This is a genomic window from Paraburkholderia sp. GAS206C (genome assembly GCF_050435645.1).
GTDB lineage: Bacteria > Pseudomonadota > Gammaproteobacteria > Burkholderiales > Burkholderiaceae > Paraburkholderia > Paraburkholderia phenazinium_B.
The window spans coordinates 245,369-272,157 of sequence record NZ_JBNDKR010000010.1 but is presented as its reverse complement, the minus strand read 5'-3'; the positions used below and the strand labels follow the sequence as shown (position 1 = coordinate 272,157).

The 26,789-nt window shown below is 61.7% G+C and carries 22 protein-coding genes and 1 tRNA gene; 12 read left to right on the top strand and 11 right to left on the bottom strand.

Annotated elements, in window-relative coordinates; translation table 11 throughout:
- Positions 1-77 precede the first annotated feature (77 nt).
- The 3 genes from P3T20_RS27965 (at position 78) to P3T20_RS27955 (ending at position 4,367) form a co-directional block, all read left to right on the top strand.
- Complete coding sequence (locus P3T20_RS27965; protein WP_429288462.1) at positions 78-1,688, top strand: sensor histidine kinase; 1,611 nt, start codon at positions 78-80, stop codon at positions 1,686-1,688.
- 144 nt (positions 1,689-1,832) lie between these two features.
- Positions 1,833-2,312 (top strand): response regulator, encoded by a 480-nt coding sequence (locus tag P3T20_RS27960; RefSeq protein WP_074264785.1) that lies wholly within the window; start codon positions 1,833-1,835, stop codon positions 2,310-2,312.
- A gap of 66 nt (positions 2,313-2,378) precedes the next feature.
- Entirely contained in the window at positions 2,379-4,367 is a 1,989-nt protein-coding gene (locus P3T20_RS27955; protein WP_429288461.1) for a response regulator, read from the top strand.
- Positions 4,368-4,442: 75 nt separating this feature from the next.
- Here P3T20_RS27955 and mscL read toward each other — a convergent pair whose 3' ends face one another.
- The 4 genes from mscL to mfd form a co-directional block, all read right to left on the bottom strand.
- A complete protein-coding gene (gene mscL / locus P3T20_RS27950) occupies positions 4,443-4,901 on the bottom strand; it encodes a large conductance mechanosensitive channel protein MscL (RefSeq protein ID WP_074264783.1) in 459 nt (152 codons plus the stop codon).
- A 91-nt stretch (positions 4,902-4,992) separates the two neighbouring features.
- Positions 4,993-6,015, bottom strand: a complete 1,023-nt coding sequence (locus P3T20_RS27945; protein ID WP_074264782.1) for a threonine/serine dehydratase — start codon at positions 6,013-6,015, stop codon at positions 4,993-4,995.
- A gap of 56 nt (positions 6,016-6,071) precedes the next feature.
- The gene (argE, locus tag P3T20_RS27940) at positions 6,072-7,319 is read right to left on the bottom strand and encodes an acetylornithine deacetylase (RefSeq protein ID WP_429288460.1); all 1,248 of its coding nucleotides are present in this window, start codon (positions 7,317-7,319) and stop codon (positions 6,072-6,074) included.
- Between the two features lie 138 nt (positions 7,320-7,457).
- Positions 7,458-10,937, bottom strand: a complete 3,480-nt coding sequence (gene mfd / locus P3T20_RS27935) for a transcription-repair coupling factor (RefSeq protein WP_429288459.1) — start codon at positions 10,935-10,937, stop codon at positions 7,458-7,460.
- A gap of 120 nt (positions 10,938-11,057) precedes the next feature.
- Between mfd and ispD the strand changes: the two genes are divergently transcribed.
- Entirely contained in the window at positions 11,058-11,768 is a 711-nt protein-coding gene (ispD, locus tag P3T20_RS27930; RefSeq protein WP_074266091.1) for a 2-C-methyl-D-erythritol 4-phosphate cytidylyltransferase, read from the top strand.
- 33 nt (positions 11,769-11,801) lie between these two features.
- Complete coding sequence (gene ispF, locus P3T20_RS27925) at positions 11,802-12,281, top strand: 2-C-methyl-D-erythritol 2,4-cyclodiphosphate synthase (protein ID WP_074264779.1); 480 nt, start codon at positions 11,802-11,804, stop codon at positions 12,279-12,281.
- A 165-nt stretch (positions 12,282-12,446) separates the two neighbouring features.
- Here ispF and P3T20_RS27920 read toward each other — a convergent pair whose 3' ends face one another.
- The 4 genes from P3T20_RS27920 to ompR all read right to left on the bottom strand — a co-directional run bounded on the left by P3T20_RS27920 (position 12,447) and on the right by ompR (position 16,039).
- Entirely contained in the window at positions 12,447-12,971 is a 525-nt protein-coding gene (locus P3T20_RS27920; protein WP_074264778.1) for a carboxymuconolactone decarboxylase family protein, read from the bottom strand.
- 76 nt (positions 12,972-13,047) lie between these two features.
- The gene (locus P3T20_RS27915) at positions 13,048-13,596 is read right to left on the bottom strand and encodes a peroxiredoxin (protein ID WP_074264777.1); all 549 of its coding nucleotides are present in this window, start codon (positions 13,594-13,596) and stop codon (positions 13,048-13,050) included.
- Between the two features lie 314 nt (positions 13,597-13,910).
- A complete protein-coding gene (locus tag P3T20_RS27910) occupies positions 13,911-15,260 on the bottom strand; it encodes an ATP-binding protein (RefSeq protein WP_074264776.1) in 1,350 nt (449 codons plus the stop codon).
- A gap of 44 nt (positions 15,261-15,304) precedes the next feature.
- The gene (ompR, locus tag P3T20_RS27905) at positions 15,305-16,039 is read right to left on the bottom strand and encodes a two-component system response regulator OmpR (protein ID WP_006048917.1); all 735 of its coding nucleotides are present in this window, start codon (positions 16,037-16,039) and stop codon (positions 15,305-15,307) included.
- A gap of 228 nt (positions 16,040-16,267) precedes the next feature.
- On the opposite strand from ompR, the gene P3T20_RS27900 reads away from it, so the two are divergent.
- The 3 genes from P3T20_RS27900 (at position 16,268) to P3T20_RS27890 (ending at position 19,759) form a co-directional block, all read left to right on the top strand.
- Positions 16,268-16,600, top strand: a complete 333-nt coding sequence (locus P3T20_RS27900) for a hypothetical protein (RefSeq protein WP_074264775.1) — start codon at positions 16,268-16,270, stop codon at positions 16,598-16,600.
- Between the two features lie 213 nt (positions 16,601-16,813).
- Positions 16,814-18,433, top strand: coding sequence for a DUF1800 domain-containing protein (locus tag P3T20_RS27895; protein ID WP_254368843.1), 1,620 nt, complete (start codon positions 16,814-16,816; stop codon positions 18,431-18,433).
- Between the two features lie 90 nt (positions 18,434-18,523).
- Positions 18,524-19,759 carry a DUF1501 domain-containing protein gene (locus P3T20_RS27890; protein WP_074264774.1) on the top strand — a complete coding sequence of 412 codons (1,236 nt, stop codon included), beginning with the start codon at positions 18,524-18,526 and terminating at the stop codon, positions 19,757-19,759.
- 83 nt (positions 19,760-19,842) lie between these two features.
- On the opposite strand, the gene P3T20_RS27885 is transcribed toward P3T20_RS27890, so the two are convergent.
- The gene (locus P3T20_RS27885) at positions 19,843-20,688 is read right to left on the bottom strand and encodes a squalene/phytoene synthase family protein (protein WP_074264773.1); all 846 of its coding nucleotides are present in this window, start codon (positions 20,686-20,688) and stop codon (positions 19,843-19,845) included.
- Positions 20,689-20,917: 229 nt separating this feature from the next.
- On the opposite strand from P3T20_RS27885, the gene P3T20_RS27880 reads away from it, so the two are divergent.
- A tRNA-Leu gene (locus tag P3T20_RS27880) sits at positions 20,918-21,004 on the top strand.
- A gap of 92 nt (positions 21,005-21,096) precedes the next feature.
- Here P3T20_RS27880 and P3T20_RS27875 read toward each other — a convergent pair.
- Positions 21,097-21,549 carry a MarR family winged helix-turn-helix transcriptional regulator gene (locus P3T20_RS27875; protein WP_074264772.1) on the bottom strand — a complete coding sequence of 151 codons (453 nt, stop codon included), beginning with the start codon at positions 21,547-21,549 and terminating at the stop codon, positions 21,097-21,099.
- 65 nt (positions 21,550-21,614) lie between these two features.
- Complete coding sequence (locus P3T20_RS27870) at positions 21,615-22,760, bottom strand: glycerate kinase (RefSeq protein WP_074264771.1); 1,146 nt, start codon at positions 22,758-22,760, stop codon at positions 21,615-21,617.
- A 410-nt stretch (positions 22,761-23,170) separates the two neighbouring features.
- Here P3T20_RS27870 and tig point away from each other — a divergent pair, with 410 nt between their 5' ends.
- From tig to clpX, 3 genes are all read left to right on the top strand, one after another.
- Positions 23,171-24,517, top strand: coding sequence for a trigger factor (gene tig / locus P3T20_RS27865; RefSeq protein WP_074264770.1), 1,347 nt, complete (start codon positions 23,171-23,173; stop codon positions 24,515-24,517).
- Positions 24,518-24,683: 166 nt separating this feature from the next.
- Positions 24,684-25,337, top strand: coding sequence for an ATP-dependent Clp endopeptidase proteolytic subunit ClpP (clpP, locus tag P3T20_RS27860; RefSeq protein WP_074264769.1), 654 nt, complete (start codon positions 24,684-24,686; stop codon positions 25,335-25,337).
- Between the two features lie 180 nt (positions 25,338-25,517).
- Entirely contained in the window at positions 25,518-26,789 is a 1,272-nt protein-coding gene (clpX, locus tag P3T20_RS27855; protein WP_074264768.1) for an ATP-dependent Clp protease ATP-binding subunit ClpX, read from the top strand.

The following is a 26,789-nucleotide window of genomic DNA, read 5'->3' as shown; positions in this document are numbered from 1 at the left end:
GCGGCCTGCGCCGCTTGGGGGCAAAGCGCAGCCCGCCGCCTGGACCGTGCGGCGTCCGGATAGACTACCAGGCGCACATGAAACTATTTACCAAGGGTCTCCTGCTGATCGCGATGCCGAGCGTCGTCGAGCTGGCATTGCTCGGCGTCGTCTTCGAGACGCAACAGCGGGCGGCGCAGGCCGCGCTGTGGGTCGCCAATAGCAAGCAGATCCTGTATCAGTCGTCTTCGCTCATCGACCCGCTGCTGCGTCAGGCCGCGCGGGTTCGCACGGGTATGGTGGTGGGCGACCCCACGTTCGTCGACCGTCATGTGGCATGGGTCGATCTGGGTGACCGGCTGACCCATCTCGAACAACTGGTCGTCGACACACCTCAGCAGGCCACGCGCGTGCAGCAGATGCGCGCTACCGTCGACGCTTACCGGGCCCAGGCCGAGACCATCGCCAAGGGCCTGCGTGAGGGTCGCAGCATGAGCGCATTCACCGCGCTCGAGGCCGGTGAGGTGCCGACCCAGGTGGCGCTGTTTCGCGACCAGCTCGATGCTTTCGTCGCGGAAGAGTCGCGCCTCGATGCCGAGCGCAGCGCTTCGCTCGCTCAGACCAAGGCTCGCCAGCAATATGCGCTGATCGCGGCCGTGCTTGGCTCCATGCTGATCTGGGGTTTCACCGCGCTGGTATTCGCCCGCAGTATCGGCCGCCGTCTCGAGGTGCTGAGCGGGAACGCCGAGCGCCTCGGCCATGGCCGGCCATTGAGTGCACCTCTTTCAGGCAACGACGAGATCGCCGCGCTCGACGCCGTACTGCACCAGACCGGCGCACGGTTGCGCGCGGCCGAGCAGTCCCAGACCGTCCTGAAGGCAAAGCTCGAGGCGCGTGCCAAGGAACTGGCAGGGGTCAACGAGGAGTTGCGCCAGGAGACCCAGGACAACGAGATGTTCATCTACAGCGTCTCGCACGACTTGCGCTCGCCGCTCGTGAACCTGCAGGGCTTCTCCAAGGAGCTGCAGGTTTCCTGCGACGAACTGCGCGCCACAATCGATGCGGCGCAGTTACCGAAAGCCGAAGAACGCCGCCTCACCGATGTCCTCGATGGCGACGTGCGCGAATCGCTGCAGTTTTTGCGGACCGCCGTGACGCGGGCAGCCGCGATCATCGAGGCGTTGCTGCGGATCTCGCGGGCCGGGCGCCTCGAATATCAGTGGCAGCGCGTGAGTATCGGGCGGGTGGTGGCGCACGTGGTCGACGGATTAGCCGGCACGATCGAAGCGCGCGGCGTTTCCGTCACCGTGCGCGAGTTGCCGCCGGCGTGGGGCGACCCGGGCGCGATCGAGCAGATCTTCAGCAATCTGATCGGCAATGCCCTCAACTTTCTCGATCCGGACCGCATGGGCCGTATCGAGGTGGGCGCGTGCGAGCCGGATCCTGTGGACGAGAGCGAGCCGCCTGTCCTGCGCACGCGAACTTACTATGTGCGCGACAATGGGCTTGGCATTCCGGCGGCTTATATGTCCAAAGTGTTTCGTGCCTTTCAGCGGCTGCACGGCGAAGTGGCGAAAGGCGACGGCATTGGACTTGCACTGGTGCGGCGCATGGCCGAGCGGCACGGCGGACGCGTCTGGGTGGAATCGGCAGAAGGCGCGGGATCGACGTTTTTCGTCGTGCTGCCCGAGCAGCCGGCCCGGCTGTAAAGCGGGCGTCGAATCGCAGCAAGTCATGCAGCAAGGCGGTTCTCGTGTGCAGCCCTTGGGCTGCCCCGCGGATCGCTTAAATTGAAAAGTATGAAACACGAATAAACTGATCACGCACCGGCGATTCGCAGGCACGGAGGCAGGATGAAACATGGGGAAACGGTCAGCATCGTCCTGATCGAAGACGACGACGGCCACGCTACGCTCGTCGAGCGCAATTTGCGCCGGGCCGGCATCTCGAACGGTTTTCTGCGGTTTTCCGATGGGCAGCAGGCGCTCGATTATTTTTTCGGCGATCCACCCAGTGGGGACGTAGCCGGCAAATATCCGCCGCGCCAGGATCTGATGAACTTCGTCGTGCTGCTCGATCTCAAGATGCCGCGGGTGGACGGCTTTGAGGTGCTGCGCCGTCTGAAGGACTCTCCGTCGACGGCTGCGGTGCCGGTGATCGTCCTGACCACGACCGACGATCCGCGCGAAATCGAGCGCTGCTATGAACTTGGCTGCAATGTGTACATCACGAAGCCGGTCGAATATGACGCATTCATCGAGGCGGTGCGCCGCCTCGGCTTCTTCCTGCAGGTGGTGAAGCTGCCGCCGGGCCAGCGTTTAATGGCATCCTGAGGGACTTATCGTTACGGTACAGGCCTCAAATCCGCCAGCGTAAATCTAGCCATAGAAAGAACCAGCATGACCGAAGACGTATCCTCGCCACCCGCGGATTATGTGCTTGTCGTCGATGACGACGAAGGCATCTTGCGTCTTGCACGCAAGTCGCTGCAGCGGGCCGGTTGTCGCGTGGCGCTCTGTTCGGACGTCGAAAGTGCCCGCGAGCGGATCGCGGCCGGCGAGCCGGACCTGCTCGTACTCGACTATCAGCTCAACGGGCCGGAGACTGGCCTCGACTTCTTCCGCCGGCTGCGCGCCGAAGGCGTGCGCAGTCCCGCCATTCTCGTTACCGGGTTCACGGACGAATCGCGCGTGATCGAGGCGTTGCGCGCCGGCGTCTCGGACGTGGTGCCGAAATCCGGCGACTACCTCGACTATCTGCCGGAAGCTGTGGAGCGGGCGCTCTCACAGGTCCGACTACAGCGGGCTTCGGCCGAAGCAGTGCTGCTGCGCGACCGCGAGCAGCATTACCGTACCTTGTCGGAAGCGCTGCCGCATCTCGTGCTGACCTGCGACGCCAATGGCGATTGCGATTTTCTGTCGAAGCAGTGGTTCGAATACACAGGTCTCGACGAGAGCCATTCGCACGGCCTTGCGTGGCTCGAAGCCGTTCATGCCGACGATCGCGAGGAAATCCGCCAGAGCTGGCTGAAAACGGTCAGGAGCGGGGCCGAGGACTATCGCCATGAGCTGCGCATTCGCGGCCATGACGGCGCATACCGCTGGTTCGACGCGCGTATCGTTGCGATGCGCGATTCCGACGGCGTGGTCACCAAGTGGTTTGGCAGTTGCACGGACATTCATTCGCAGCGCGAAGCGATTGAGGAGCATGAACGGCTGCTGGCTTCCGAGCAGGCTGCGCGGCACGCCGCCGAAGAAGCCAATCGTGCGAAAGACCGCTTTCTGGCAATGCTCTCGCACGAGTTGCGTACGCCACTCACGCCGGTGCTGGCGGGCTCGCGGCTCCTCGAAATGATACCGGACCTGCCGGACCAGGCGCGCTCGTGCGTGCTGATGATCCGCCGCAACGTCGAACTCGAAGCGCGCCTCATCGACGATCTGCTCGATCTCACGCGGGTGGCGAACGGCAAGCTGCGTCTCTCGCTGGAGACCGTGAACGTGCATGAAGTGATCGACAGCGTGCTTGAACTGTTTCGCAGCGAGATTCAGGTCAAGCAGCAGGACGTGCATGTCGACAAGGCTGCGCAGCACCACTACGTGCTTGCTGACCGCGCGCGGTTGCAGCAGATGCTCTGGAACCTGATCCGCAACGCCGCCAAATTCACACCGGACGGCGGTCATATCTATGTGCGCACGCGCGACGAGCGGATGCATGTGCAGATCTCGATCGAGGATACGGGGATCGGCATTGAACCCGAGCAGATCGGCAAGCTCTTCAACGCGTTCGAACAGGGCAACCAGAACATGACCCGCCAGTTCGGCGGTCTGGGATTAGGTCTCGCTATCACCAAGGCGCTGACCGATGTGCACGGCGGCACGGTAACGGCACAGAGTCCCGGAGCGCACTGCGGCGCGACCTTCACGATTACCTTGCCGACGGCCGCGAAGCCTGTCGAAGAAGCGGTCGTCCCGGCACCCGCTGCGACCTACCCGGGTGGCATCATGACGATCCTGCTGATCGAGGATCATGTGGACACCGCCGAGGTGATGGCGCAGCTGATTCGCAGCCTCGGTCATGAGGTGACGGTGGTGGGCCGCGTGGCCGACGCGCTGGCGGCCACACAGTCGGTGACGTTCGATCTGATTGTGAGCGACGTCGGATTGCCGGACGGCACCGGCCTCGATTTCATCAAGGCGTTTCGCGAACATTCGGACGTGCCGGCGATCGCCTTGACCGGCTTCGGCACCGACGAGGATGTGCGTCGCTGCCTGGGCGCCGGTTTCACATCGCATCTGACCAAGCCTGTGAATTTCGGTCAGCTCGAACAGTTGATCGAGAGCGCGGCGAATGTGAAGGCCGAAAAAACCGCGGCCTCCGATTCCACGTAGTGCGAAGTTTTGGCGAATGACTGCACGTAATTTCGCACTAACCGCGCGCTTACCTACGTCTTGCCTATGCCTTACCTACGCCTGGGGCAGGCGCGGCGAATTTTTCAGTGAATCGCGGATTTCACGCAGCAGCAGCACGTCTTCCGGCGTCGGAGCGGGCGGCGGCGCTTCGGCAGGGGCCGGCTTGCGCAGGTTGTTGATGAACTTCACCATCAGGAAAATGATAAAGGCGAGGATGATGAAGTTGATCAGCACGGTGATGAACGAGCCATAGCCGAATACGGCCACACCCGCCGTTTGCAGGTCTTTATACGACTCGGGGCTGCCCTTGAAGCTTGCCGGAATTTCGCCCAGGCGGATGAACTTGTTGGAAAAATCGAGGCCGCCGGTGGCGAGTCCGACGACCGGCATGATCAGGTCTTTGACAATTGAATTAACAATGGTGGAAAACGCGCCGCCGATAATCACACCGACTGCAAGATCCATCACGTTGCCTTTGAGGGCAAATTCCTTGAACTCCTTGACCATGCTCATTGGGATTTCCTCCTTGAAGTCGATGGCGCCATGATAGCCAACGTGGGGAGGATAGGGTAGTGCTTTTGAGGATGCGCTTGCGCTACGGAAACTATGACTCAAGCGCGTGAGCCCGCTCGACGTGCGCTGCAAAACTGACCGTATCGATGTTGGCCCCGCATAGCAGCACCCCAACGCGTTTGCCCTGCAACGTCTCGCGCAGCGGACCGAGCAGGGCCGCTGTAGCCGCCGCGCAGGCGGGTTCGACGGCGAGCTTGAGTTGCGTGAACAGCGTCAGCATGGCCGAGCGCAACTGGTTGTCTGTGACCGTGACGAGGCGGTCGATATGGCGTCTGCACAGTTCGTAGCTGTATTGCTCGGTGTGCGGTGCCATCAGCGAATCCGCAATGCTGTACATGTGGCCCATCTTGATCGTATGGTTGGCCGCGAAGCTCTTACTCATCGCATCGGAACCGTCCGGTTCGACCCCGAACACATGGATGCGCGGATTCGCCAGCCGTAATGCCGTCGACACACCTGCCGCAAGGCCGCCGCCGCCGATCGGTACGATCACGGCGTCCAGATCCGGCGTTTGCGTGGCCCATTCGTAGCCGAGTGTCGAGGTGCCGAGCACCGTGCGGTAACCGTTGAACGGATGCACGAAATAGCGGCCTTCCTCGGCTTCGACGCGGCGCACGATCTCGAATGCCTCGGCGCCGTTCTCCGCCAGCACCATCTCTGCGCCGAACTGCCGGCACAGCGCGACGCGCGCCGGGTTGGCCGAACGAAACAGCACGACCTTGGCGCTGATGCCGAGGCGCATCGCCGCATAGGCGACCGCGACCGCATGATTGCCGCCCGATACGCAAGTCACTCCGGCACTGCGTTGCGCTTCGTCGAGCGCGAGCAGATGGGTGAACGCACCGCGTGTCTTGAAGCTGCCGCCCGCCTGCAGCAGTTCGAACTTGAAGTTCACCATCGTGCCTTCCAGCGATGGCAAATCGAGCTTGTCGAACACCGGCGTGCGCGCGACCCACGGCGTCAACGCAAAATGCTGCGAGGCGATGTCGTCGAGCGTCGGGATCGGCTCGCCGTCGATCGTATGGTCGGTGTGCTGAGGCGTAGCGGTGGACATGGCGTGGGGTGAAGTCGTCCGTTCTTAGTCTTTGGAGTCGCGCGGCCTGCTTCAGTTCAAGTCAGAGCCTCCACCGACATGCTGTGAATGAACTTTGCGAGGAAGCGTTCGCAATCCACCAGCTGTTCCAGTGCCACGAACTCGTTGGCCTTGTGCGCCTGCTGGATGTCGCCGGGGCCGCATACGATGGCCGGAATGCCTGCCAGCGAGAACAGTCCCGCTTCGGTGCCGTAAGCGACCTTGCGTTTGTCCTGGTCCCCGGTCAACGCGCGTACCAGTTCAGTGATCGCTGCCTGCTCCGACGAGTCGAGGCCAGGGGCGGCCGCGATCTTCGAGATCTCGATGGCTGCGGACGGATGTTCGCGCAACATCTTCGGCAACAGCGTTTCGCGTGCGTACTGATCGATGCGCGCGAAAATCGACTGCGGATCGAGCGTAGGCAGATTGCGGAATTCGAACTGAAAGCGGCATTCCGCAGGCACGGTGTTGATCGCGTTACCGCCTACGATGGTGCTCGTCTGCGCGGTGCTGAAGGGCACGTCGAACAGTTCGTCGAACGGGCCTTGCTCGCGAAACTGATCGGCCATATCGCGGATGTAGCAGATCAGCCGTGCAGCGTATTCGATTGCGTTCAGTCCCTTCGGTGTCAGCGACGAATGCGCCGCCTGTCCCCGCACGCAGCACTGGTACGTGTTGATGCCTTTGTGCGCGATGATCGGGCGCATGCTGGTCGGCTCGCCGACGATGCAGCCGTCCGGTTTGATGCCGCGTTTCATCAGGTCTGCAATCAATAGCGGCGCGCCGACGCAGCCGACTTCCTCGTCGAACGAGAGCGCGAAGTGAATCGGCTTGGCGAGTTTCGTGCGCTGCATTTCGGGCACGAGCGTGAGCGCGGCGCCGATGAAGCCTTTCATGTCGCAGGTGCCGCGGCCGTAGAGTTTGGCGTCACGTACTTCCGGTTTGAACGGATCGCTGTCCCATTGTTGACCGTCGACCGGCACCACGTCCGTGTGACCCGATAGCACGATGCCGCCATTGGTCTCGCCGTCATGGGCGGGGATCGTGGCGAACAGATTGGCCCATTTGCCGCTGGGGTCGTGCGTGAGCGTGCTTTCGACGCCGGCTGCGCGCAATTCGTCGCGCACGGTTTCGATCAGGCCGAGATTCGGATTGCGGCTGACCGTATCCATTGATACTAGGCGCGTGATCCAGGGAAGCGAAGCAGGGGACGTGGACGACGAGGCGGCGGGTGCGGACGATGCGGCTGTGTGCGCGGAACGCGCTGATTCAGCGACGTGGGACATGACGAAGCTCCGACTTTTAAGTCTTTCGATCATACCCAAAAAACGCTGCCCCGGCTCGCGCAATAGCAGGCTGCGGCGCGTCTTGCGCGCCGCAGCATACAGGGCGGAGGTGGGTTGCCTGACCCCGCGGAGCTCGCTTCAGCGTACCGCTGCGGTGGCCGTACCCCGCGTCGGCGAGCCGAGTGCGCGCAGCGTTTCTTTCACGGTTGCCACTCGCACGGCCAGATCGGGGCTGCGCGTTTCGATGCGCAGTTTGTCCTGACCCGCGAGCTTGATGTGCTTGTGTTTCTGCACCATTTCGATGATCCGCATCGCGTCGATCGGCGGATTTGGGACGAATTGCAGGCCGATGACCGATTCTCCCGCATCGATCTTCGAAATCCCCAGCGGTTTCGCAGCGAGTCGCAAGCGATGCGTTTCCACCAGCGCGTGCGCTTGCGGCGGTAGCTTGCCGAACCGGTCGATCAATTCCTCCTGGATGCCATCGATCGCGTCGTTATGTTCGCAATTTGCGAGGCGCTTGTAGAGCGACAGACGTTCCTGCACATCGCCGCAATAATCGGCCGGCAGAATTGCAGGCGCGTGAAGATTGATCTCGGTGGTGGCCGCGAGCGGCGCGGTGAGATCGGGTTCCTTGCCTTCCTTGAGTGCCTTCACGGCGTCGTTCAACATGTCCGTATAAAGCTGGAAACCGATCTCCTGAATCTCGCCCGATTGTTTGTCGCCCAGCACTTCGCCCGTGCCGCGAATTTCGAGGTCGTGCATGGCCAGATAGAAACCCGAGCCGAGTTCTTCCATCTGCTGGATGGCTTCGAGACGGCGCTGCGCCTGTTTGGTGAGCCCCTGCGGGTCGTGCACCAGCAGATACGAATACGCCTGGTGATGCGAGCGTCCGACGCGTCCGCGCAACTGGTGCAACTGTGCGAGGCCAAATTTGTCGGAACGGTGAATCAGGATCGTGTTGGCGCTCGGCACGTCGATGCCGGTTTCAATAATGGTCGTACACAGCAGCACGTTGGCACGCTGGGCGACGAAGTCGCGCATCACGCGTTCGAGTTCGCGCTCGTGCATCTGGCCGTGTGCGACTGCGATGCGAGCTTCGGGCACCAGCGCTTCGAGCATCTGCCGGCGGTTCTCGATCGTTTCGACTTCGTTGTGCAGGAAGTAGACCTGGCCGCCGCGCTTCAGCTCGCGCAGCATGGCCTCGCGGATCACGCCATCTTCTTCGCGGCGCACGAAGGTCTTGATGGCGAGCCGCTTTTGCGGCGCCGTTGCGATCACGGAGAAGTCACGCAGGCCTTCGAGGGCCATGCCGAGTGTGCGCGGAATCGGCGTGGCGGTGAGCGTCAGTACGTCGACTTCGGCGCGTAACGCTTTCAGGGCCTCTTTCTGACGCACGCCGAAGCGATGCTCCTCGTCGATGATCACCAGACCGAGGCGTTTGAACTGCACATCCGAGGACAGCAGTTTGTGCGTGCCGATGACAATATCGACGCTGCCGTCGTTAATCTGCTGGATCGCTGCGTTGACTTCCTTGGTCGACTTGAAGCGCGACAATTCAGCGATGCGCACTGGCCAGTCGGAGAAACGGTCGGAGAAGGTTTGCGTGTGCTGTTCTGCCAGCAGCGTAGTCGGCGATAGCAGTGCGACCTGTTTGCCGCCCATCACCGCAATGAAGGCCGCGCGCAGCGCGACCTCGGTCTTGCCGAAACCGACGTCGCCGCAGACGAGACGGTCCATCGGCTTGCCGCTCGTCATATCGCCGATCACGGCGGCAATCGCCGCGGCCTGGTCGGGCGTTTCTTCGAAGCCGAAGCTTTCCGCGAATTTCACATAGTCGCGCGGTTCGAGCGCGAACGCATGACCCTCGCGCGCCGCGCGGCGCGCATACAGGTTGAGCAATTCAGCAGCGGTATCGCGAATCTGCTGGGCGGCGCGGCGCTTGGCTTTTTCCCACTGACCGGAGCCCAGCGAGTGAAGCGGGGCGCTTTCCGGATCCGCGCCGCTATAGCGCGAGATCACGTGCAGCTGCGCGACCGGCACATAGAGTTTGCTTTCGCCGGCGTATTCGAGGTGCAGGAACTCGGTTTCGCCTTCGCCGAGATCCATCGTCACCAGACCCATATAGCGGCCGATACCGTGCTGCGAATGCACGACCGGGTCGCCCACCTTCAGCTCCGACAGATCGCGCACCATCGAATCGACGTTGCTCGCCTGTTCCTGGCGGCGCCGTCCGGAGCGGCGTACGAGCGGGCCGTACAGCTCGGTTTCCGTGATGACAGCGATGCCTTCGGCCGGCACCGCGAAGCCGGTGGACAGCGGAGCAACGCCGAGCGAGAAGCGTTCGTCGCCGGCTAACCAGTCGTTGAAGCTGTCGCTCGAGGACGGCCGTAGATGGTTGTCAGCCAGCAATTGCAGCAGCGTTTCGCGCCGGCCCGCCGATTCCGCGGCGAACAGCACGCGGTTCTGGGTCGTATCGAGGTAGCTGCGCAATGCCGCGACCGGATCGTCCGCGTGGCGGTCGATCGCGAGATCCGGCAGCGGCGTGGACCAGCCGCCGCCGGCATTGGCCGGCAGCACAAGACGCGCGAACGGTTTGGCGAACGTGAAGAAGTCCGCGTCCGAGAGGAACAGGCGCTGCGGCTCGAGAATCGGCCGGTCGCGGTCATGCGCCAGGAAGCTGTGACGCTGCTTGGTGTCGTTGGTAAAACGCTTGATGGCCGCTTCCAGATCGCCGACGAACGCGAGTTGCGCGCCCGCCGGCAGATAGTGGAACAGCGTGGCGGTCTCTTCGAAGAAGAGCGGCAGGTAGTATTCGATGCCCGCGGACGGTACGCCATTGCCGATGTCTTTATAGATCGAGGCGCGGCTCGGGTCGCCCTCGAAGACCTCGCGCCAACGGCTGCGGAAGGCGGTGCGGGCGGCTTCGTCGAACGGGAATTCGCGGCCGGGCAGCAGGCGCACGTCTTTCACCGGATAGAGGCTGCGCTGCGTGTCGGGGTCGAACGCGCGGATCGAGTCGACCTGATCGTCGAACAGATCGATCCGGTACGGCAGCGGCGAGCCCATCGGAAACAGGTCGAGCAGCGAGCCGCGCACGCAGTACTCTCCGGGGCGCACAACCTGGCTGACGTGCTCGTAGCCTGCCAGCGTCAACTGGGCCTTCAGCTTGGCCTCGTCGAGACGCTCGCCTTGCGAGAACGAGAACGTGTAGCCCGCCATGAACGAGGCGGGCGGCATGCGGTACAGGGCCGTGGTGGCGGGCACCAGCAGGATGTCGCAGCGGCCTTCGCCGAGGTCGTGGAGCGTGGCGAGACGCTCGGAGACGAGATCCTGGTGCGGCGAGAAGGTATCGTAAGGCAGCGTTTCCCAGTCGGGCAGGAGGCGCACACGCGCCTCAGGAGCGAAGAAAGCGATTTCTTGCGTGAGGCGCTGGGCGTCGACGGCGCTCGAGCAGACGACGGCGAGCAGCGGCACCTGTTCGCGATAGGCGAGGTGATAGCGGGCGATCAGCAGGGCATCGGATGAGCCGTGCGTACCGTCGAAGGCGAAACGCTGGCCGGCCTTGACGAGCGCGACGGGCGAGGAGTACTGCGATGATGCGGCAATGTCTGGCATAGAGGAGAAGGCGGCCGGTGGGTCACACGTGAGCGGCAAGTTTACGCGTGTCATGGCGTGGATGCGAAGGACCTATTATAAAATCCGTCCTTTACTTTGACTTTCGCGGCGTCCGCACCAGTGACTTCACGTCTTTTTGCTCTGATTCCGTGCGCAGGCACCGGCAGCCGGTCCGGCGCCGCGATGCCCAAACAATATCGCACTGTAGCTGGTCGCGACCTGTTGCATTACTCATTGGCGGCTTTCGACGCCTGCAGCGAGTTCGCGCAGACGCTGGTAGTGATCGCCCCCGAGGACCAGCATTTCGACGCCCGCCGCTTTTCCGGCTTGCGATTCGCGGTACGGCGCTGCGGCGGCGCTTCACGCCAGGCCTCGGTCCTGAACGGCCTGCACGCGCTGGCCGAGTTCGGAGCGCACGACGACGACTGGGTGCTGGTGCACGATGCGGCACGCCCGGGCATCACGGCTCTCCTGATCCGCACGCTGGTTAATGCGCTCAAGGACGACGCGGTGGGCGGGATCATGGCGCTGCCGGTGGCGGATACGCTCAAGCGCATTGCGCCGGACAGTGGTGGACGGATTGCCCGGACCGAGTCGCGCGACGGCTTGTGGCAGGCGCAGACACCGCAGATGTTCCGCGTGGGGATGTTGCGCGAGGCGATCTTGCGGGCGCAGCAGGACGGACATGATCTGACGGACGAGGCGAGCGCGATTGAGTGGCTGGGCCACGCGCCGCTCCTGGTGCAGGGCAGCTTGCGCAATTTCAAGGTTACGTATCCGGAAGATTTCGATCTGGCCGAGGCGATTTTGAGCCGGCCTGCGGCTTCCTGAAGAGTTTCATCGTTGATAACCGGACTTCGAGCTATGGATTTAAGAATTGGACAGGGGTATGACGTGCACGCGCTCGTACCGGGGCGGCCGCTCATTATTGGCGGCGTGACGGTGCCTTATGACCGGGGGTTGCTGGGGCATTCGGATGCGGATGTGTTGTTGCATGCTATTACGGATGCTTTGTTTGGCGCAGCCGCGTTGGGGGATATTGGGCGGCATTTCTCCGATACTGATGCGAAGTTTTCCGGTGCGGATTCGCGTGTGCTGTTGAGGGAATGTGCCGCGCGGATTGCTCAGGCTGGGTTCTCTATTGGGAATGTGGATAGTACGGTTATTGCTCAGGCGCCCAAGCTTGCGCCTCATATCGAGGCTATGCGGGTTAATATTGCTGAGGATTTGAAGCTGGCGCTTGATCGGGTTAATGTCAAGGCTAAGACTAATGAGAAGCTTGGGTATCTGGGCAGGGCTGAGGGGATTGAGGCTCAGGCTGTGGTTTTGTTAATTAAGGGGTGAGTGGGGGTTTTTGCCTGCGGGGCGGCGGTGTTGGCCTTTCCTTGATTTGTTATCGGTCCACCGCAAGAACAGCGACAAAGCGCCGCGCAGGCAAATAAATCAACCGCAAACGCCACGCATAAAAAACCCACCCGCGCAGCGTCCCACAGAAAGTGAAAAACCTGATTACTTCCCTTCAGCCACAATAACCTGCGAAGCAGCATTAACAACCGCAGCAATACGCCCCACATCCCGCAACTGAGTAGAACTCATCCCCTCAGCAACAAGCGTATCAAAGTGCGATTTAACACAAAAATGGCACTTGCCAATAATAGAAGCCGCAAGCGCATACATCTCAAACCGCCGCTTATCCACGCCACCGTGCGAAGCATAAGCATTCATCCGTAACTGCGCCGGCTGCGACTTCAGATCCGCATTGTCAGTCATCTCCACATACGGATACCAGACGTTATTCATCCCCATCAATGCAGCAGCCGTCAGCGCGCCATTGACTTCCTCGGGAGACAACACACCCGCATTGCGAATCGCATCGACAATCACCGGGCTCTTCGCCGCAAACGCGGCAGCCAACGCCACACCCACGGCATCTGTGCCCTCCAGCGATGACCGCGCAATCGTGCCGTCCAGGTTCAAACGAATGTCTTTAGCGTAGTCAGGAACAAGTGCTTTAATCGCAGACAAGAATTCCATTGATATCTCCTATCAGGTTGCCGATAAAAAAGCCCGCCGGCTTTTTCAAGCTTAGCGGGCTTTCGACTTGCAAGGCTTACAGCGTTGCGCCGCCAACTGCACGGTTGCACGGGCACAGTTCGTCCGTTTGCAGACCGTCGAGAATACGCAGCACTTCTTCCGGGTTACGGCCAACGTTCAGGTTGTTCACCGAAACGTGCTGGATCGTGTTGTCCGGGTCGACGATGAACGTTGCGCGCAGCGCCACGCCTGCTTCCTTGTCGCGCACGCCCAGTTGGTCGATCAGCTCGCCCTTGACGTCGCCGAACGCGTAGTGGTTCAGCTTGCTCAGATCCTTGTGCTCACGGCGCCATGCCAGTTTCACGAACTCGTTGTCCACGCTGCCGCCCAGCAGGACAGCATCGCGCTCTGCGAAGTCGCCAGCCAGCTTGCCGAATTCGACGATTTCCGTCGGGCACACAAAAGTGAAGTCCTTCGGGTAGAAGTAGATGATCTTCCACTTGCCCGGGAACGACTGTTCGGTGATTTCTTCGAACGCCGACACGCCGTTTTCTTCATGGTTGTTGAAGCCCGGCTTGGCTGCGGTGACGGTGAAAGCTTCCAGTTTGTCGCCAACGGTTTTCATGCGGAAATACTCCTGTGAAGGGTTGCCAATGAGTTGGAAAAAACGGCCTGTTCAGGCTACCTGCTCGCTGTAACGAATACGTTACACAGACTTAATTATAACTCTATTGATGCATCGCAGCAATAGTTTTTAACTAATAAGGTAGATAGTTTTTCTTCACCGCGTCGATAGATTGTTCAAATGCCACCGCTTCTGCGGCGTTTACGGCAGGGCTGTTGCGCGGCAGGTTGGCACGCTCATGCACCGCAATATGGGGTGCTGCGAGGGCGCCGAAGCGCTGGCAGCACGTGGGGCCCCGGGAGTTTCCCGATGCCTCAGACGCCCTTGGCGAGCGGAAATTCGATCGTGACTTCGAGTCCCGGCCCTGGGCTGCGGTTGCGCAGTCGCAGGCCGCCGCGATACCGGCCGACCAGTCGCTGCACGATCGCCATGCCGAGTCCGGTGCCGTTGGCCTGGGTCCGCGCCGTGTCGACGCGGTAAAACGGGCGTGTGACGAGCGTCAGCTGGTCTTCCGGAATGCCCGGACCTTCGTCGACCACCGAAAGCTCGACACGCGAGTGCGACACACGCGTCTCGAGGATCACGCGCGGAATGCCGTCGCCCTCGCTCAGACCATACTTGCGGGCGTTTTCGAGCAGGTTGCCGATCACGCGCCGCATATCGGTTTCGTCGGCCTCGATCACCGCCGATGGGGCCAGCCGCGTGATCAGCCGCATGCCGTCCTCCGACGCAATTCGCGCCGCCAGTTCTCCTGCGATCACGGAAAGGTCGACAGGTTCCGGGACTCTTTGCACCGGTCGCGCGTAATCGAGGAATCGGCCGATGATCATGTCCATCTGCTCGATGTCGTCGACCATCGCGTCCTTGGTGGTCTGATCCGATGGGCTCATTTCGGTTTCGAGCCGCAGCCGGGCGAGCGGGGTGCGCAGGTCGTGCGAGATGCCGGCAAGCATCAGCGCGCGGTCGGCTTCGAGCTGCTCGAGATCCTGCACCATCTGGTTGAAGCTTCGATTGGTCTCGGCGGCCACGCCCATGCCGCGCTCGGGCAGCGGCTCGGGCGACTGCCCCGAGCCCACCTTGCGCGCCGCCATCGCGAGACGTGCAAATGGCCGGTTCACCAGACTCGTGATGAAGGCTGCGCCAAATAGCGATAGCGCAAGTGCAAATACACCCCATCCGGCCCATTGCAGGCCTGTCGCGTTATCGAGCTGATCGCGGTCGAGCGCGACCCAGTAATCGTCGTCGTCGATCTTGAAGCTGATCCAGACGCCCGGGATGTCGTTGACCGATTGCGCAATCACCGTGTCGTCGCCGAGCCGTCCACGGATGTCGTGTTCGATCAGCCGGTTCAACGACTCGTCCGGTTGCAGCTTGTACTTGTCGGAGGTTTCGCGCGGATACACGCGCACTCCTTCATTGCTTTCCAGATCTTGCAGCAGTGCGCGCCGCAGGTCGGGATCGGAATAGAGGAGTGCGGTGCGTGTGAGCTTCACGATCGCGACGAGCTGCAACGCCACGCGCTGCGCGCGCGGCTCGCGTTCGATCACCCGGAAGCTCTGGAACCAGGCGGCGAGACTGACTGCGATCAATAATGCAATCAGCAGAAAGGTCCGCCAGAAAAGGCCACCGAACGCGAGCGTCAGGAGGCGCCGGTCGATCCGCATGGGCCCTTCTTATCTGAAAACAAAAGCGGAAAGCGCGAACAAACTCAGGCTGCGCCGTCGGGAATGAATACGTAGCCAAGACCCCAGACGGTCTGGATAAAGCGCGGGCTGCCCGGATCCGGTTCGATCAGCTTGCGCAGACGCGAGATCTGCACGTCGAGGCTGCGGTCGAACACTTCGTATTCACGACCGCGCGCCAGTTCCATCAACTTTTCGCGCGACAGAGGCTGGCGCGGATGACGGGCGAACACCTTCAGCACGGAGAACTCGCCAGTGGTCAGCGGGATTTCCTGACCGGCCTTGGTCAGCGTGCGGGTAGCGAGGTTGAGTGCGAACTCGCCGAACTCGAAGACCTCGGTGGTCTCGGACGGCGCACCCGGCAGTTCCGACGGCGACTGCCGGCGCAGCACCGCGTGGATGCGCGCGACCAGTTCGCGCGGGTTGAACGGCTTCGGCAGATAGTCGTCCGCGCCCATCTCGAGCCCGACGATACGGTCGACGTCTTCACCTTTGGCCGTCAGCATGATGATCGGCGTGCGATCGTTGCTGCCGCGCAGGCGACGGCAGATCGACAGGCCGTCTTCGCCGGGCAGCATCAGGTCGAGCACCAGCAGGTCGAAACGCTCACGCACCCAAAGCTTGTTCATTGACGGCGCATTTTCGGCGACGTAGACATTGAAGCCCTGTTCGCCAAGGTAGCGGCGTAGAAGATCGCGCAGACGCGGATCGTCATCGACGACGAGGATTTTCGAAGGGTTTTTGGTTTCCATGGTCGGCATCTTAGCGCGATTACAAAGTGGCGCGAGTTTGCATCAATTCGCGGGTTACAGTCAGTTACAAAATTTACCCGCACTGTGGCATGGCGTAAAGCGGTGACGCGTAGACTGCTTTACTGAATGCGGCTGTTCGGTGGATACTTCACTCGACTAAAATTCGCACCCGGCTTTTTTTCCGGGGTTTGTACACGCATTTAGGATAGCCGGTTGCCGCACCACGAAGGGAACAAGATGAAGGGAGGGGTTTGGCCGAATGTGCGCCTACGCGTGATTGCGCTGGCTGTGGCCGGCACACTCGCGGGCACATTAGGCCCTTCGCTCGCCCATGCCCAGTCCACCGACGAACGGGCATCGAACCCACACGCGCCGCGCTTCCGCGCCTTCAAACTGTCGCACCAGCCGCATACTCCCGAACCGGATCACCAAGCTTCAGACGCCATGATGCGTGCCGCAGTTCCCCCCGATCTGGATCAGCGTCGCCGCGACGGCCACATGACGCCCGAAGAGCGGCGTCTGCTACGTCAGCACATCGAAGACGCCGTTCGCGAGTTGTACAAACGCTAGGGCACTACGCCCAGTTTTCATCGTCGAGTACCGCCTGGTGCGACGCGCAGCGTGTCGCGATGCGCGTGAAAAATTTCGTTTCACTTCCCCCGTCAACTTTCCCGCCTGATCTGCCGTTGAGTGGCCAGAGAGGATGATCGTGCGTGTCACGTATGACTCGCATGCCAAGCTGGCGTCTTCTCGACACCGCTACCGGACCACGGACGACTGACAATGAAAAAGCTGCTAAGGCGCACCGGCGACAGGTCGAATCCCGTGCTCACCTTGTTCTTTGCCGTCGTTGCGCTCGCAGCGCTGGTGGGGGCGCAAGTGGCCGACGCCCAGAACGGCACAGCGCCCGCGTCAACTTCACCGCATGGTCAGCGCGGCAAACACCATGCACCGGTGGCGACCGACGACGACTCGGCCGAAGCTCTCCTTGACGCTGATGATGCGCGCTTTTTCCTGACACGGGTGGGATTTGCGCCGGACAACGCCGAAGTCGCCCAATACGTCGGGCTGACGCGTGCGCAGACAGTCGACAAGGTGTTGTCCACGGCGCGCACCGAATCCTTTACGCCGATGCCCGCGTGGGTCCTGGAGCCGATCCCGACTCGTGACGAGCGCAAGGCCTGGACGCAGGATCAGCGGCAAGCCGAAGGGCGCACGCGCGGTCAGCGTTACGAAGAGTTGCGCGCATGGTGGGTGCGCGAGATGTTGACCACGCCGTCGCCGCTGACCGAGCGCATGACGCTCTTCTGGCACAACCATTTCACCTCGGGCCAGGACAAGGTCGGCTATCCGCAGCAGATGGCGCAACAGGACATGCTGCTCAGACGCGACGCGCTGGGCAATTTCGGCCAGATGCTGCACGACGTCGCGAAAGATCCGGCCATGCTGCAGTACCTCGACGGCGCCGGCAGCCGCAAGGGCAAGCCCAACGAAAACTTTGCCCGCGAAGTGATGGAACTGTTCACGCTCGGCGAAGGCCACTATACGCAGCAGGACGTGTCGGAAGCAGCGCGTGCCTACACAGGATGGAGCCTCGATCCGGATACCCAGGCGTACGTGTGGCGCGCCAACCTGCATGACGATGCAGTCAAGACCGTACTCGGCCAGAGCGGTCCGTTCGACGGCGACCAGGTGCTCGACATTCTGCTGGCGCGTCCTGAGACCGCCACCTTCGTCACGACAAAGTTGTGGCGCGAGTTCGTCTCCGATACGCCGGACCCGGCGCAGATCGCAGCGGTTGCCGAGCGCTTTCGCGCCAGTCATTACGACATAAAAGTCGCATTACGCGGACTCTTCCTCAGCGATGCGTTCTGGGACGAGCGCAATCGCGGCGTGCTGGTGAAGTCGCCCGCTGAGTTCGTGGTGGGAGCGCTGCGCGAGTTCGATATCAGCTACGACAACACGGCACCGTTCGCCGGACAGATTCGCAATCTGGGTGAGAACCTGTTCTATCCACCCAACGTGAAGGGCTGGCCCGGTGGCACGACGTGGATCAACAGTTCGACGCTGCTCGCACGCAAGCAGTTCGTCGAGCAGATCTTCCGCGCCACCGAGACCGCCGCGCCGCATCGTCCGCAAAACGGCACGATGAGCCAGGACCCGAAGGCGGCGATGGTGCAGCGCGCGATGGCGCGGGTGGGGCAGGGCGGAGTACGCTTTGATATCGACACGTGGCTCGCGCAGTTCAACACGGCTCCAACCGCGAAAGCGGGCCTCTCCGCTGACCTGCAATTGCAGCACGCGGTGTTGCCGATTGCTCCGGTCGATGCCATCGAAACCGATTCGACCGCGAGCGCTTACCTGGAAGCGCTGTTGATGGATCCGGCATATCAGTTGAAGTAAGTCAGTTTTGTCGAACCAAAGAAATGAAGAATCGAAGCGGCGCGGACCGGGCGGCGCACTCCACGTAGCTACAAACGAATGAGGTGCAGCATGAGACGGCGCGATTTTCTTTCGATGACCACAGCGGCAGGCGCGGCCCTTTGGCTGCCGCGGGCGTTCGGTGCCCAGGGCGCGAGCCAGTCCGATGCAGCGGCGGCAACGACGCTCGCGCGCGGCGGTTACGGCAATCTGCTGATTCTCGTAGAGTTGAAAGGCGGCAACGACGGACTGAATACAGTCATCCCTTACGCGGATCCTGCTTACTATCAGTTACGCAAGAACATCGGCATCAGGCGCGAGCAGGTCATCCAGCTCGACGAGCGCACGGCCTTGCATCCCTCTTTGCAACCGCTGATGCCGCTATGGCAGAGCCAGCAACTGGCCATCGTCCAGGGCGTCAGCTATACGCAGCCGAATCTCTCACATTTCCGCTCTATCGAGATATGGGACACCGCCTCGCGCTCGGATCAATATCTTCGTGAAGGCTGGTTGACTCGCGCGTTCGCGCAGCACGCGGTACCGCCGAGTTTTGTCGCGGACGGCGTGGTGATCGGTAGTGCCGAGATGGGGCCGCTCGCCAACGGCGCACGGGCCATTGCGCTCGTGAATCCGGCGCAGTTCATCAAGGCTTCGCGCCTCGCGACGCCTGTGTCGCTGCATGAGCGCAATCCCGAGCTCGCGCATATTCTCGACGTCGAGAACGATATCGTGAAGGCCGCCGACCGCCTGCGTCCACGCGAAGGGCAATTTCCGCTCAAGACCGCTTTTCCGCAGGGCGCGTTTGGGACTTCGATCAAGACGGCGATGCAAGTGCTGGCCGCTGGCGACACCCCGCAGGGCAAGCCGCTGAACGGACAGGGCGTAGCGGTGATCCGGCTGACGCTCAACGGCTTCGACACGCACCAGAACCAGCCTGGGCAGCAGGCCGCGTTGCTCAAGCAGCTCGCGGAAGGTTTTGCGTCGATGAAGTCGGCGCTGGTCGAGTTGGGACGTTGGGACAATACGCTGGTCGTGACCTACGCGGAGTTCGGACGCCGGCCGCGCGAGAATCAGAGCAATGGGACCGATCACGGCACGGTGGCGCCGCATTTCGTGATGGGTGGACGGGTGCGCGGCGGCTTGTACGGCGCGCCGCCGGTGCTGACGCAACTGGACGGCAGCGGCAACTTGCCGGTGGGCGTCGACTTCCGCCAGATCTATGCGACCGTGCTTGGGCCGTGGTGGGGACTCGACGCTACGGCGGTGTTGCAGCAGCGCTTTGAACCGTTGCCGTTGCTGCGTGCGTGAAATTTCGCGCCTGGTGCCGAGCGCCGGTTGACGACCGATGCGGCGATGCGGTGTGCTGGTGTTGTGTGGTTGTGGACGCGGGTTCAGCGTTGGCGCGCGCCGCGCCACGCGACCCACAGCTTGCGGATTGGCGTGAGCGCGATGCTTTGATGCAGCACGTGGTAGCCATCGCGTTCGATCTCATCGAGCAACGCCAGCGCGAGAGCGGCCTGAGCCCGCAGGGTGCGCTGCGTGCGCCGCTCGCCGGCAGGTATCGCGGCGAGGGCGGTGTTCAGTGCTTCGCGGGCGCGCTTCGTCTGAAAGCGCATCAGCTCGGTGAACGCGTCACTGTATTTGCGGTTGATCACATCTGCCGCGGTGACGTTGAAGCGCTGCATTTCGTCGACCGGAATATAGATGCGCCCGTGCCGCGCGTCGTTGCCGAGTTCGGCAATCAGTTGCGCCAGCAACATTGCCTCACCTAGCGGTGCGGCCCATGCGGCAGCCTGCGCTGGGTTATGCGCGGTCGCGCGTGCGGTCAGCGTGGCAAACGTGCCGCCGACACCCTGCAGGTAGCGCCGCAGATTCGGGTAATCGAGGTAACGGGCCTGGTCGAGGTCCATTTCGAAGCCGGCCAGCAGCGTTTGCAGCGCTGGATACTCGGCTTCCATGGCTTGCGCGCCACCCCTCATATGAGCGGTGAGCGCCTTCGATACCGGATGCGAGGGCGCGCCTGCTGCCAGTGCCGCGATTTCCTTTTGCCACCACGCGAGCTTGGTGCGGCCAACGGCCGGATCGCTGGTTTCCTTGACGGTCTCCTCGAACTCGCGGCGCAGTGCAAACAGGGCGGTCAGGAGCGGCCGGCGTCCTGCTGGCGCCTCGCGCAGCGCGTAGTAGCTGCTCGAACCGGGGAGCGCCGCTTTCTGCTGGCAATATTCGTCGAAATTCACTTGAATGGAGTGTGGGGCTGAAGCGCGGTGGGGACGGCGTGTATGCCGTACGAACATTAGCCAAAAATTGTAGCATCGACATACGTCGGGCAAATGCAGACAAGCGCAAATCAATCGGTTAGAATCTCGCGCTTACGCTTTCGGACGTACGTCAAACCGGCTCCTGCTGGCGAAGTACGGCCGCTGGCGAGCCACACATCGGGCGCGGCGCGCATGCGCTTGACCCGGCGCGAGGATGGCGAAATTGGTAGACGCACCAGGTTTAGGTCCTGACGCCAGCAATGGTGTAGGGGTTCGAGTCCCCTTCCTCGCACCAAGTATTTAAAAAGCCCCGCCAGTCGATGACTGGCGGGGCTTTTTACTTACTGGTTGCACGCACAACCAATCGCCACGGAACCGCTTACCCGGTTACTCCGCGCGTGCCTGCACGCTTTCGATAATGCGGTCGAGCGCGTCGCCGAACGCCGCTTTCTCTTCCTCGTTGAGGCAGTCGAACAGATCGACGTTCCACTTGCGGGCGATCGGCATGATCTTGCGGTACAGCTCGCGTCCGTCAACAGTCAGCGAAATCAGCACGACGCGTCCGTCTTCTTCGCTCGCTTCGCGCTGCACGAGCCCCTGGTTGATCAGCGCTTCGGCCGCGCGGCTTGCCTGACTCTTGTCGAGGTTTGCATGCCGCGCGAGGTCCATGATCGAAAACGGCCCAAACGATCCCACTGACGCAATCACGCGAGCCTCCGGCAATGTCACACCGAGCTTCTCCTGATAACGCTCGCCGATGCCGCGTTCGGCAAGCTTGTTCAATACGTGCAGACGGTATGTCAGAAACTGTTCGAGCCCGGCTTTGGCGGAGGCCTTCATGGTCGTCCCGATGGTGAGTGAAAGCGATCGTGGCGCTGTGATTGTTGCCGCAACCGCCTCACCGGTCAACGCACGCCGTATCTAAGACGCGTCAATTGCTCAGCTTCGTTGGCGAGCAGCTGCGCGGCATCGCGAATCGCGACTTCGAGTGTGATCGGGCCAGGCGCCGGCGAGAAGCAGCCGCTGAAGTGTTCGGCAAGGCGCGGCAGCGCGGAGGAGTCCACTGCGCCCGACAACAATGTGGCCGGCACGCCTGAAGCGCGTGCATGCGCGCAGGCGATAAACGGCGCCTTGCCGTGCAGCGTCTGGACATCCGAGCGGCCTTCGCCCGTGATCAGCCAGTCTGCGCCTTCAAGCGCCACATCAAGGCCGATCTGGCGAGCCACCGTTTCCGCGCCCGGTTCGAACTGCGCGCCTAGCATATGCAACGCGAAACCCAGGCCGCCGGCTGCGCCCGCGCCCGGCAAGTTGCGAGCCGTGCGCTGGAGAGCCGGTTCGAGCAGATCGGCGAAGCGAGCGAGGGCCGCGTCGACGCTCGTGATCTGTTCGGGTTTCACGCCTTTCTGCGGCCCGAAGATCGCAGTGGCGCCGTGTTCGCCTGTGAGCGGATTGTCCACGTCTGACATGCCGACGAATGTCGTATCGGCGAGTCGCGCATCCAGTTGCGAGACGTCGATGCGAGCCAATCGGGCAAGCTGCTCGGGCGTCGGCTCGAGTTCCTCGCCCTGGGCATCGAATAGCTTCATGCCAAGGCCTGCCAGCAATCCCGCGCCACCGTCATTCGTGCTGCTGCCACCGAGCGCCACGAAGAAGCGTCGCACGCCGAGGTCGAGCAGTGCGCGAATGGCTTCGCCCATGCCGCGCGAGCTGCGTGCTTCAACCGGTACGCCCATGCCGACAGGATCGGTAATGCCCACGATCTCGGCCGTTTCGACGATCGCGCTGCCGTCGCCTGTCAGCCCTGTGGCTGCTTCACGCATAGGACCCGCGGCGCCGCGCACGCTCAGGACGCGGCGTTCGCCGCCGCCGGTCAGCATGGCGTCGAGCGTGCCTTCGCCCCCGTCGGCCATCGGGCAGATGCGTACGATGACATCGGGCCGCGCACGCGCTACGCCGGACGCGATGGCTTGCGCCACCTGTTCGGCGCTAAGCGAGCCTTTAAAAGAATCGGGAGCAATGACGACGACGGGCGCGGACGACAGATTCGGCATGGTGTCTCTTGATAGTTGAATTCAGTGCGGAGGCGGTGCGGGCGGGCGCTAGCCCAACGCGTCCGCTAGCTTATCAGCATGCCGCGCGCGACTGAATACGTCGAACAGCATAGCCGGAATGGAGTGACTGAAGAGGCGCAAACATGGGCCCAGGCCGTCAAAACGGCTCTAAACCGACCCGAAACCCGCAGGAAACTGGACAAAAATGGGCGCGAAACTCCGAATCCCGGCTAAGCGCGCGAATAGTTTGCTAAAATATTCGGCTCTTTAGACCCAAACCGTGCTGCCGGTGGCCTGCAAGCCCGCGGCGCAGGCGCTGAATCGATGTGACGCAAGATGCGAAGCGACGTCGAATAGCGGCACGAAGAAGATAACTGATTCGCTCGAATAATTTTAGGACGATTGAAGCCATGGCTAACGTTGTTGAGAACCTCGGCAAGCTCGAACGCCGCGTCACGATTTCCCTGCCGAAAGACACCGTGCAGAAGGAAGTGGACTCGCGTATCCGCCAACTCGCGAAGAATGTGCGCATGCCGGGCTTCCGCCCTGGCAAGGTGCCGCTCAAGATGGTGACGCAACAGTATTCGGGCCAGGTGGAAGCCGAAGTGCTAAGCGACAAGGTTGGCAAGGAGTTCTTCGACATCAGCCGCGCCGAGAACCTGCGTGTCGCGGGTCAGCCGAGCTTCGCGCCGAAGGTCGATGCAGCGGAAGGCGACTACGCTTTCGACGCAACCTTCGAGGTCTACCCCGAAGTCAAGCTGGGCGACGTTTCCACGGCTGAGATCGAGCGCACCACGACCACCATCAGCGAAGCGGAGATCGACCGCACGCTGGACATCCTGCGCAAGCAGCGCGTGCACTTCCACGCCCGCGGCGACGCCGGCGAACATGGCGACGGCGGTGCAGACACCGCAGCCAAAGACGGCGACCGCGTGACGGTCGACTTCGCCGGCAAGATCGACGGCGAAGTGTTCCAGGGCGGTAGCGCGGAAGATTTCGCGTTCGTGCTCGGCGAAGGCCGCATGCTGCCGGAATTCGAAAAGGCAGCGCTTGGCCTGAAAGTCGGCGAAGCGAAGGAATTCGACCTGGCGTTCCCGGCCGACTATCACGGCAAGGACGTCGCCGGCAAGACGGCGCAGTTCACGATCACAATGAAGAAGATCGAGTGGCCGCACCTGCCGGAAATCGACGCTGAATTCGCTAAATCGCTCGGCATCGAAGACGGCGATCTGGTGAAGATGCGCGCTGAAATCAAGGACAACCTCGAGCGCGAAGCGAAGCGCCGCACGCAATCCATCGTCAAGAACCAGGTGATGGACGCGCTGTTGAAGATTTCGGAGCTGGACGTGCCGAACGCGCTGATCGAACAGGACCAGCAGCGTCTCGTCGAAATGGCGCGTCAGGATCTGACGCAACGTGGTGTGCCGAACGCCGCCGACGCGCCGATTCCTGTAGAAATGTTCAAGGAACAGGCTGAGCGCCGCGTCAAGCTGGGCCTCGTGCTCGCCGAACTGGTCAAGGCCAACGAGCTGCAGGCGAAGCCGGAGCAGATTCGTGCCGAAGTCGACGAATTCGCGAAAAGCTACGAAGACCCGAAGGAGGTCGTCCGCTGGTATTATTCCAACCAGCAGCGCCTTGCAGAAATGGAAGCCTACGTCGTTGAAGCCAACGTCGTCGATTTCGTGCTCAGCAAGGCCAAGGTGACGGACAAGGAAGTAAGCTTCGAAGAACTGGCAAGCGCAACGGCGCAAGCGTAAGCGTCGCTGCAACGGCGTGCCGGCTGTCGGAGCGACGGCCCGCACGCCGTTTTTTTATAAAGCGTCGTGTTGAGCGGGGTTCGCCGGGGTCGGCGCACTTGAATACTGCGCTGTCGTACTTACCTGTCCGGTACCTGATAAATATTCCCAGACAAGGACCCATTGCATGACCTTTCGCGCCCAAATGCTGGACACGTTGACCTCCCAGTCGTCGCGGGATCTCGAAGCACAGGCGCTCGGACTCGTGCCGATCGTCGTGGAAACGAGCGGCCGTGGCGAGCGTTCGTACGATATCTACTCGCGTCTGCTCAAGGAACGCGTGGTGTTTCTGGTCGGTGAAGTGAACGACCAGACGGCCAACCTCGTCGTCGCGCAGTTGTTGTTCCTCGAAAGCGAAAATCCGGACAAGGACATCAGCTTTTACATCAATAGCCCGGGCGGTTCGGTTTCGGCCGGGATGGCGATCTACGATACGATGCAATTTATCAAGCCGGACGTGTCGACGCTGTGCATGGGCCTCGCGGCCAGCATGGGCGCGTTCCTGCTGGCGGCCGGCGCAAAGGGTAAGCGTTTCACGCTGCCGAATGCACGCGTGATGATTCACCAGCCGCTCGGCGGCGCGCGCGGTCAGGCATCGGATATCGAGATCCAGGCCCGTGAAATCCTGTATTTGAAGGAACGGTTGAATCAGTTGCTGTCGCATCACACCGGTCAGCCGGTCGAGCGTATCGCTCGCGACACCGATCGCGACAACTTTATGTCGGGCGACGACGCCCAGGCGTACGGCCTCGTCGATCAGGTGTTGCATAAGCGTCCATGATCCGGCGCGGTTTTCGCCCCGTTTTTGAGGGCGAGAACACGCCCGTTTATGGTGTGAAATAATTAGAATCGTCCAAGCGCCTGCGGCAAGCGCCGTCACTGCTTTTGCTCATTCGCCCCAACTGCGAGGCAGGGGCAAACGGCGTATCATGTAATCGAGTGTCCGGAGGCTCACACATCTATGGCGGACAAGAAAGGTTCTAACAGCGAAAAGCTGTTGTATTGCTCGTTTTGCGGCAAGAGCCAGCATGAAGTCAAAAAGCTGATTGCCGGCCCGTCGGTATTCATCTGTGATGAATGTATCGACCTGTGCAACGAGATCATTCGTGACGAAGCAGCAGGCGCGGGCATTGAAGCGGGCCTGTCCAAGTCCGATCTGCCAAGTCCGCAGGAAATCCGCGAAATTCTCGATCAGTACGTAATCGGGCAGGAACGCGCGAAGAAGATTCTTGCAGTGGCCGTTTACAACCACTACAAGCGCCTCAAACATCTCGACAAGAAGGACGAAATCGAGCTGTCGAAGAGCAACATCCTGCTGATCGGCCCGACCGGTTCCGGTAAGACTTTGCTCGCGCAGACGCTCGCCCGCCTTCTGAACGTCCCGTTCGTTATTGCCGATGCAACGACGCTGACGGAAGCCGGCTATGTCGGTGAAGACGTCGAGAACATCATTCAGAAGCTCCTGCAGAACTGCAACTACGAAGTCGACAAGGCCCAGCGCGGCATTGTCTATATCGACGAAATCGACAAGATCAGCCGCAAGTCGGATAACCCTTCGATTACCCGCGACGTATCGGGCGAGGGTGTCCAGCAGGCTTTGCTGAAGCTGGTCGAAGGGACAATGGCGTCGGTGCCGCCGCAAGGTGGTCGTAAGCATCCGAACCAGGACTTCATCCAGGTCGACACCACTAATATTCTGTTCATCTGCGGCGGCGCGTTCGACGGCCTTGAAAAGGTCATCGTCGACCGTACGGAAAAGACGGGTATCGGTTTTGGGGCCAGCGTCAAGAGCAAGCAGGACCGTGACGCCGGCGAAGTGCTGCGCGAAGTGGAACCGGAAGATCTGATCAAGTTCGGGCTGATTCCTGAACTGATCGGCCGTCTGCCGGTGGTTGCCACGCTCGGCAAGCTCGACGAAGTTGCTCTGATGAAGATTCTCGTCGAACCGAAAAACGCGCTCGTGAAGCAGTACCACAAGCTGTTCAGCATGGAACGCGTCGAACTCGAGATCCGTCCTGGCGCATTGCAGGCGGTTGCACGTAAGGCGATCCGTCGGAAGACGGGTGCGCGTGGTCTGCGCTCCATTCTGGAACAGGCGTTGCTGGACGTGATGTATGAGTTGCCGACGATGAAAGGGGTTAGCAAGGTCATCATCGACGACAACGTCATCGACGGCGACGGTAAACCTCTACTGATCTACGAAGACGCACCCAAGGTTGCGGGTTCGAATTGA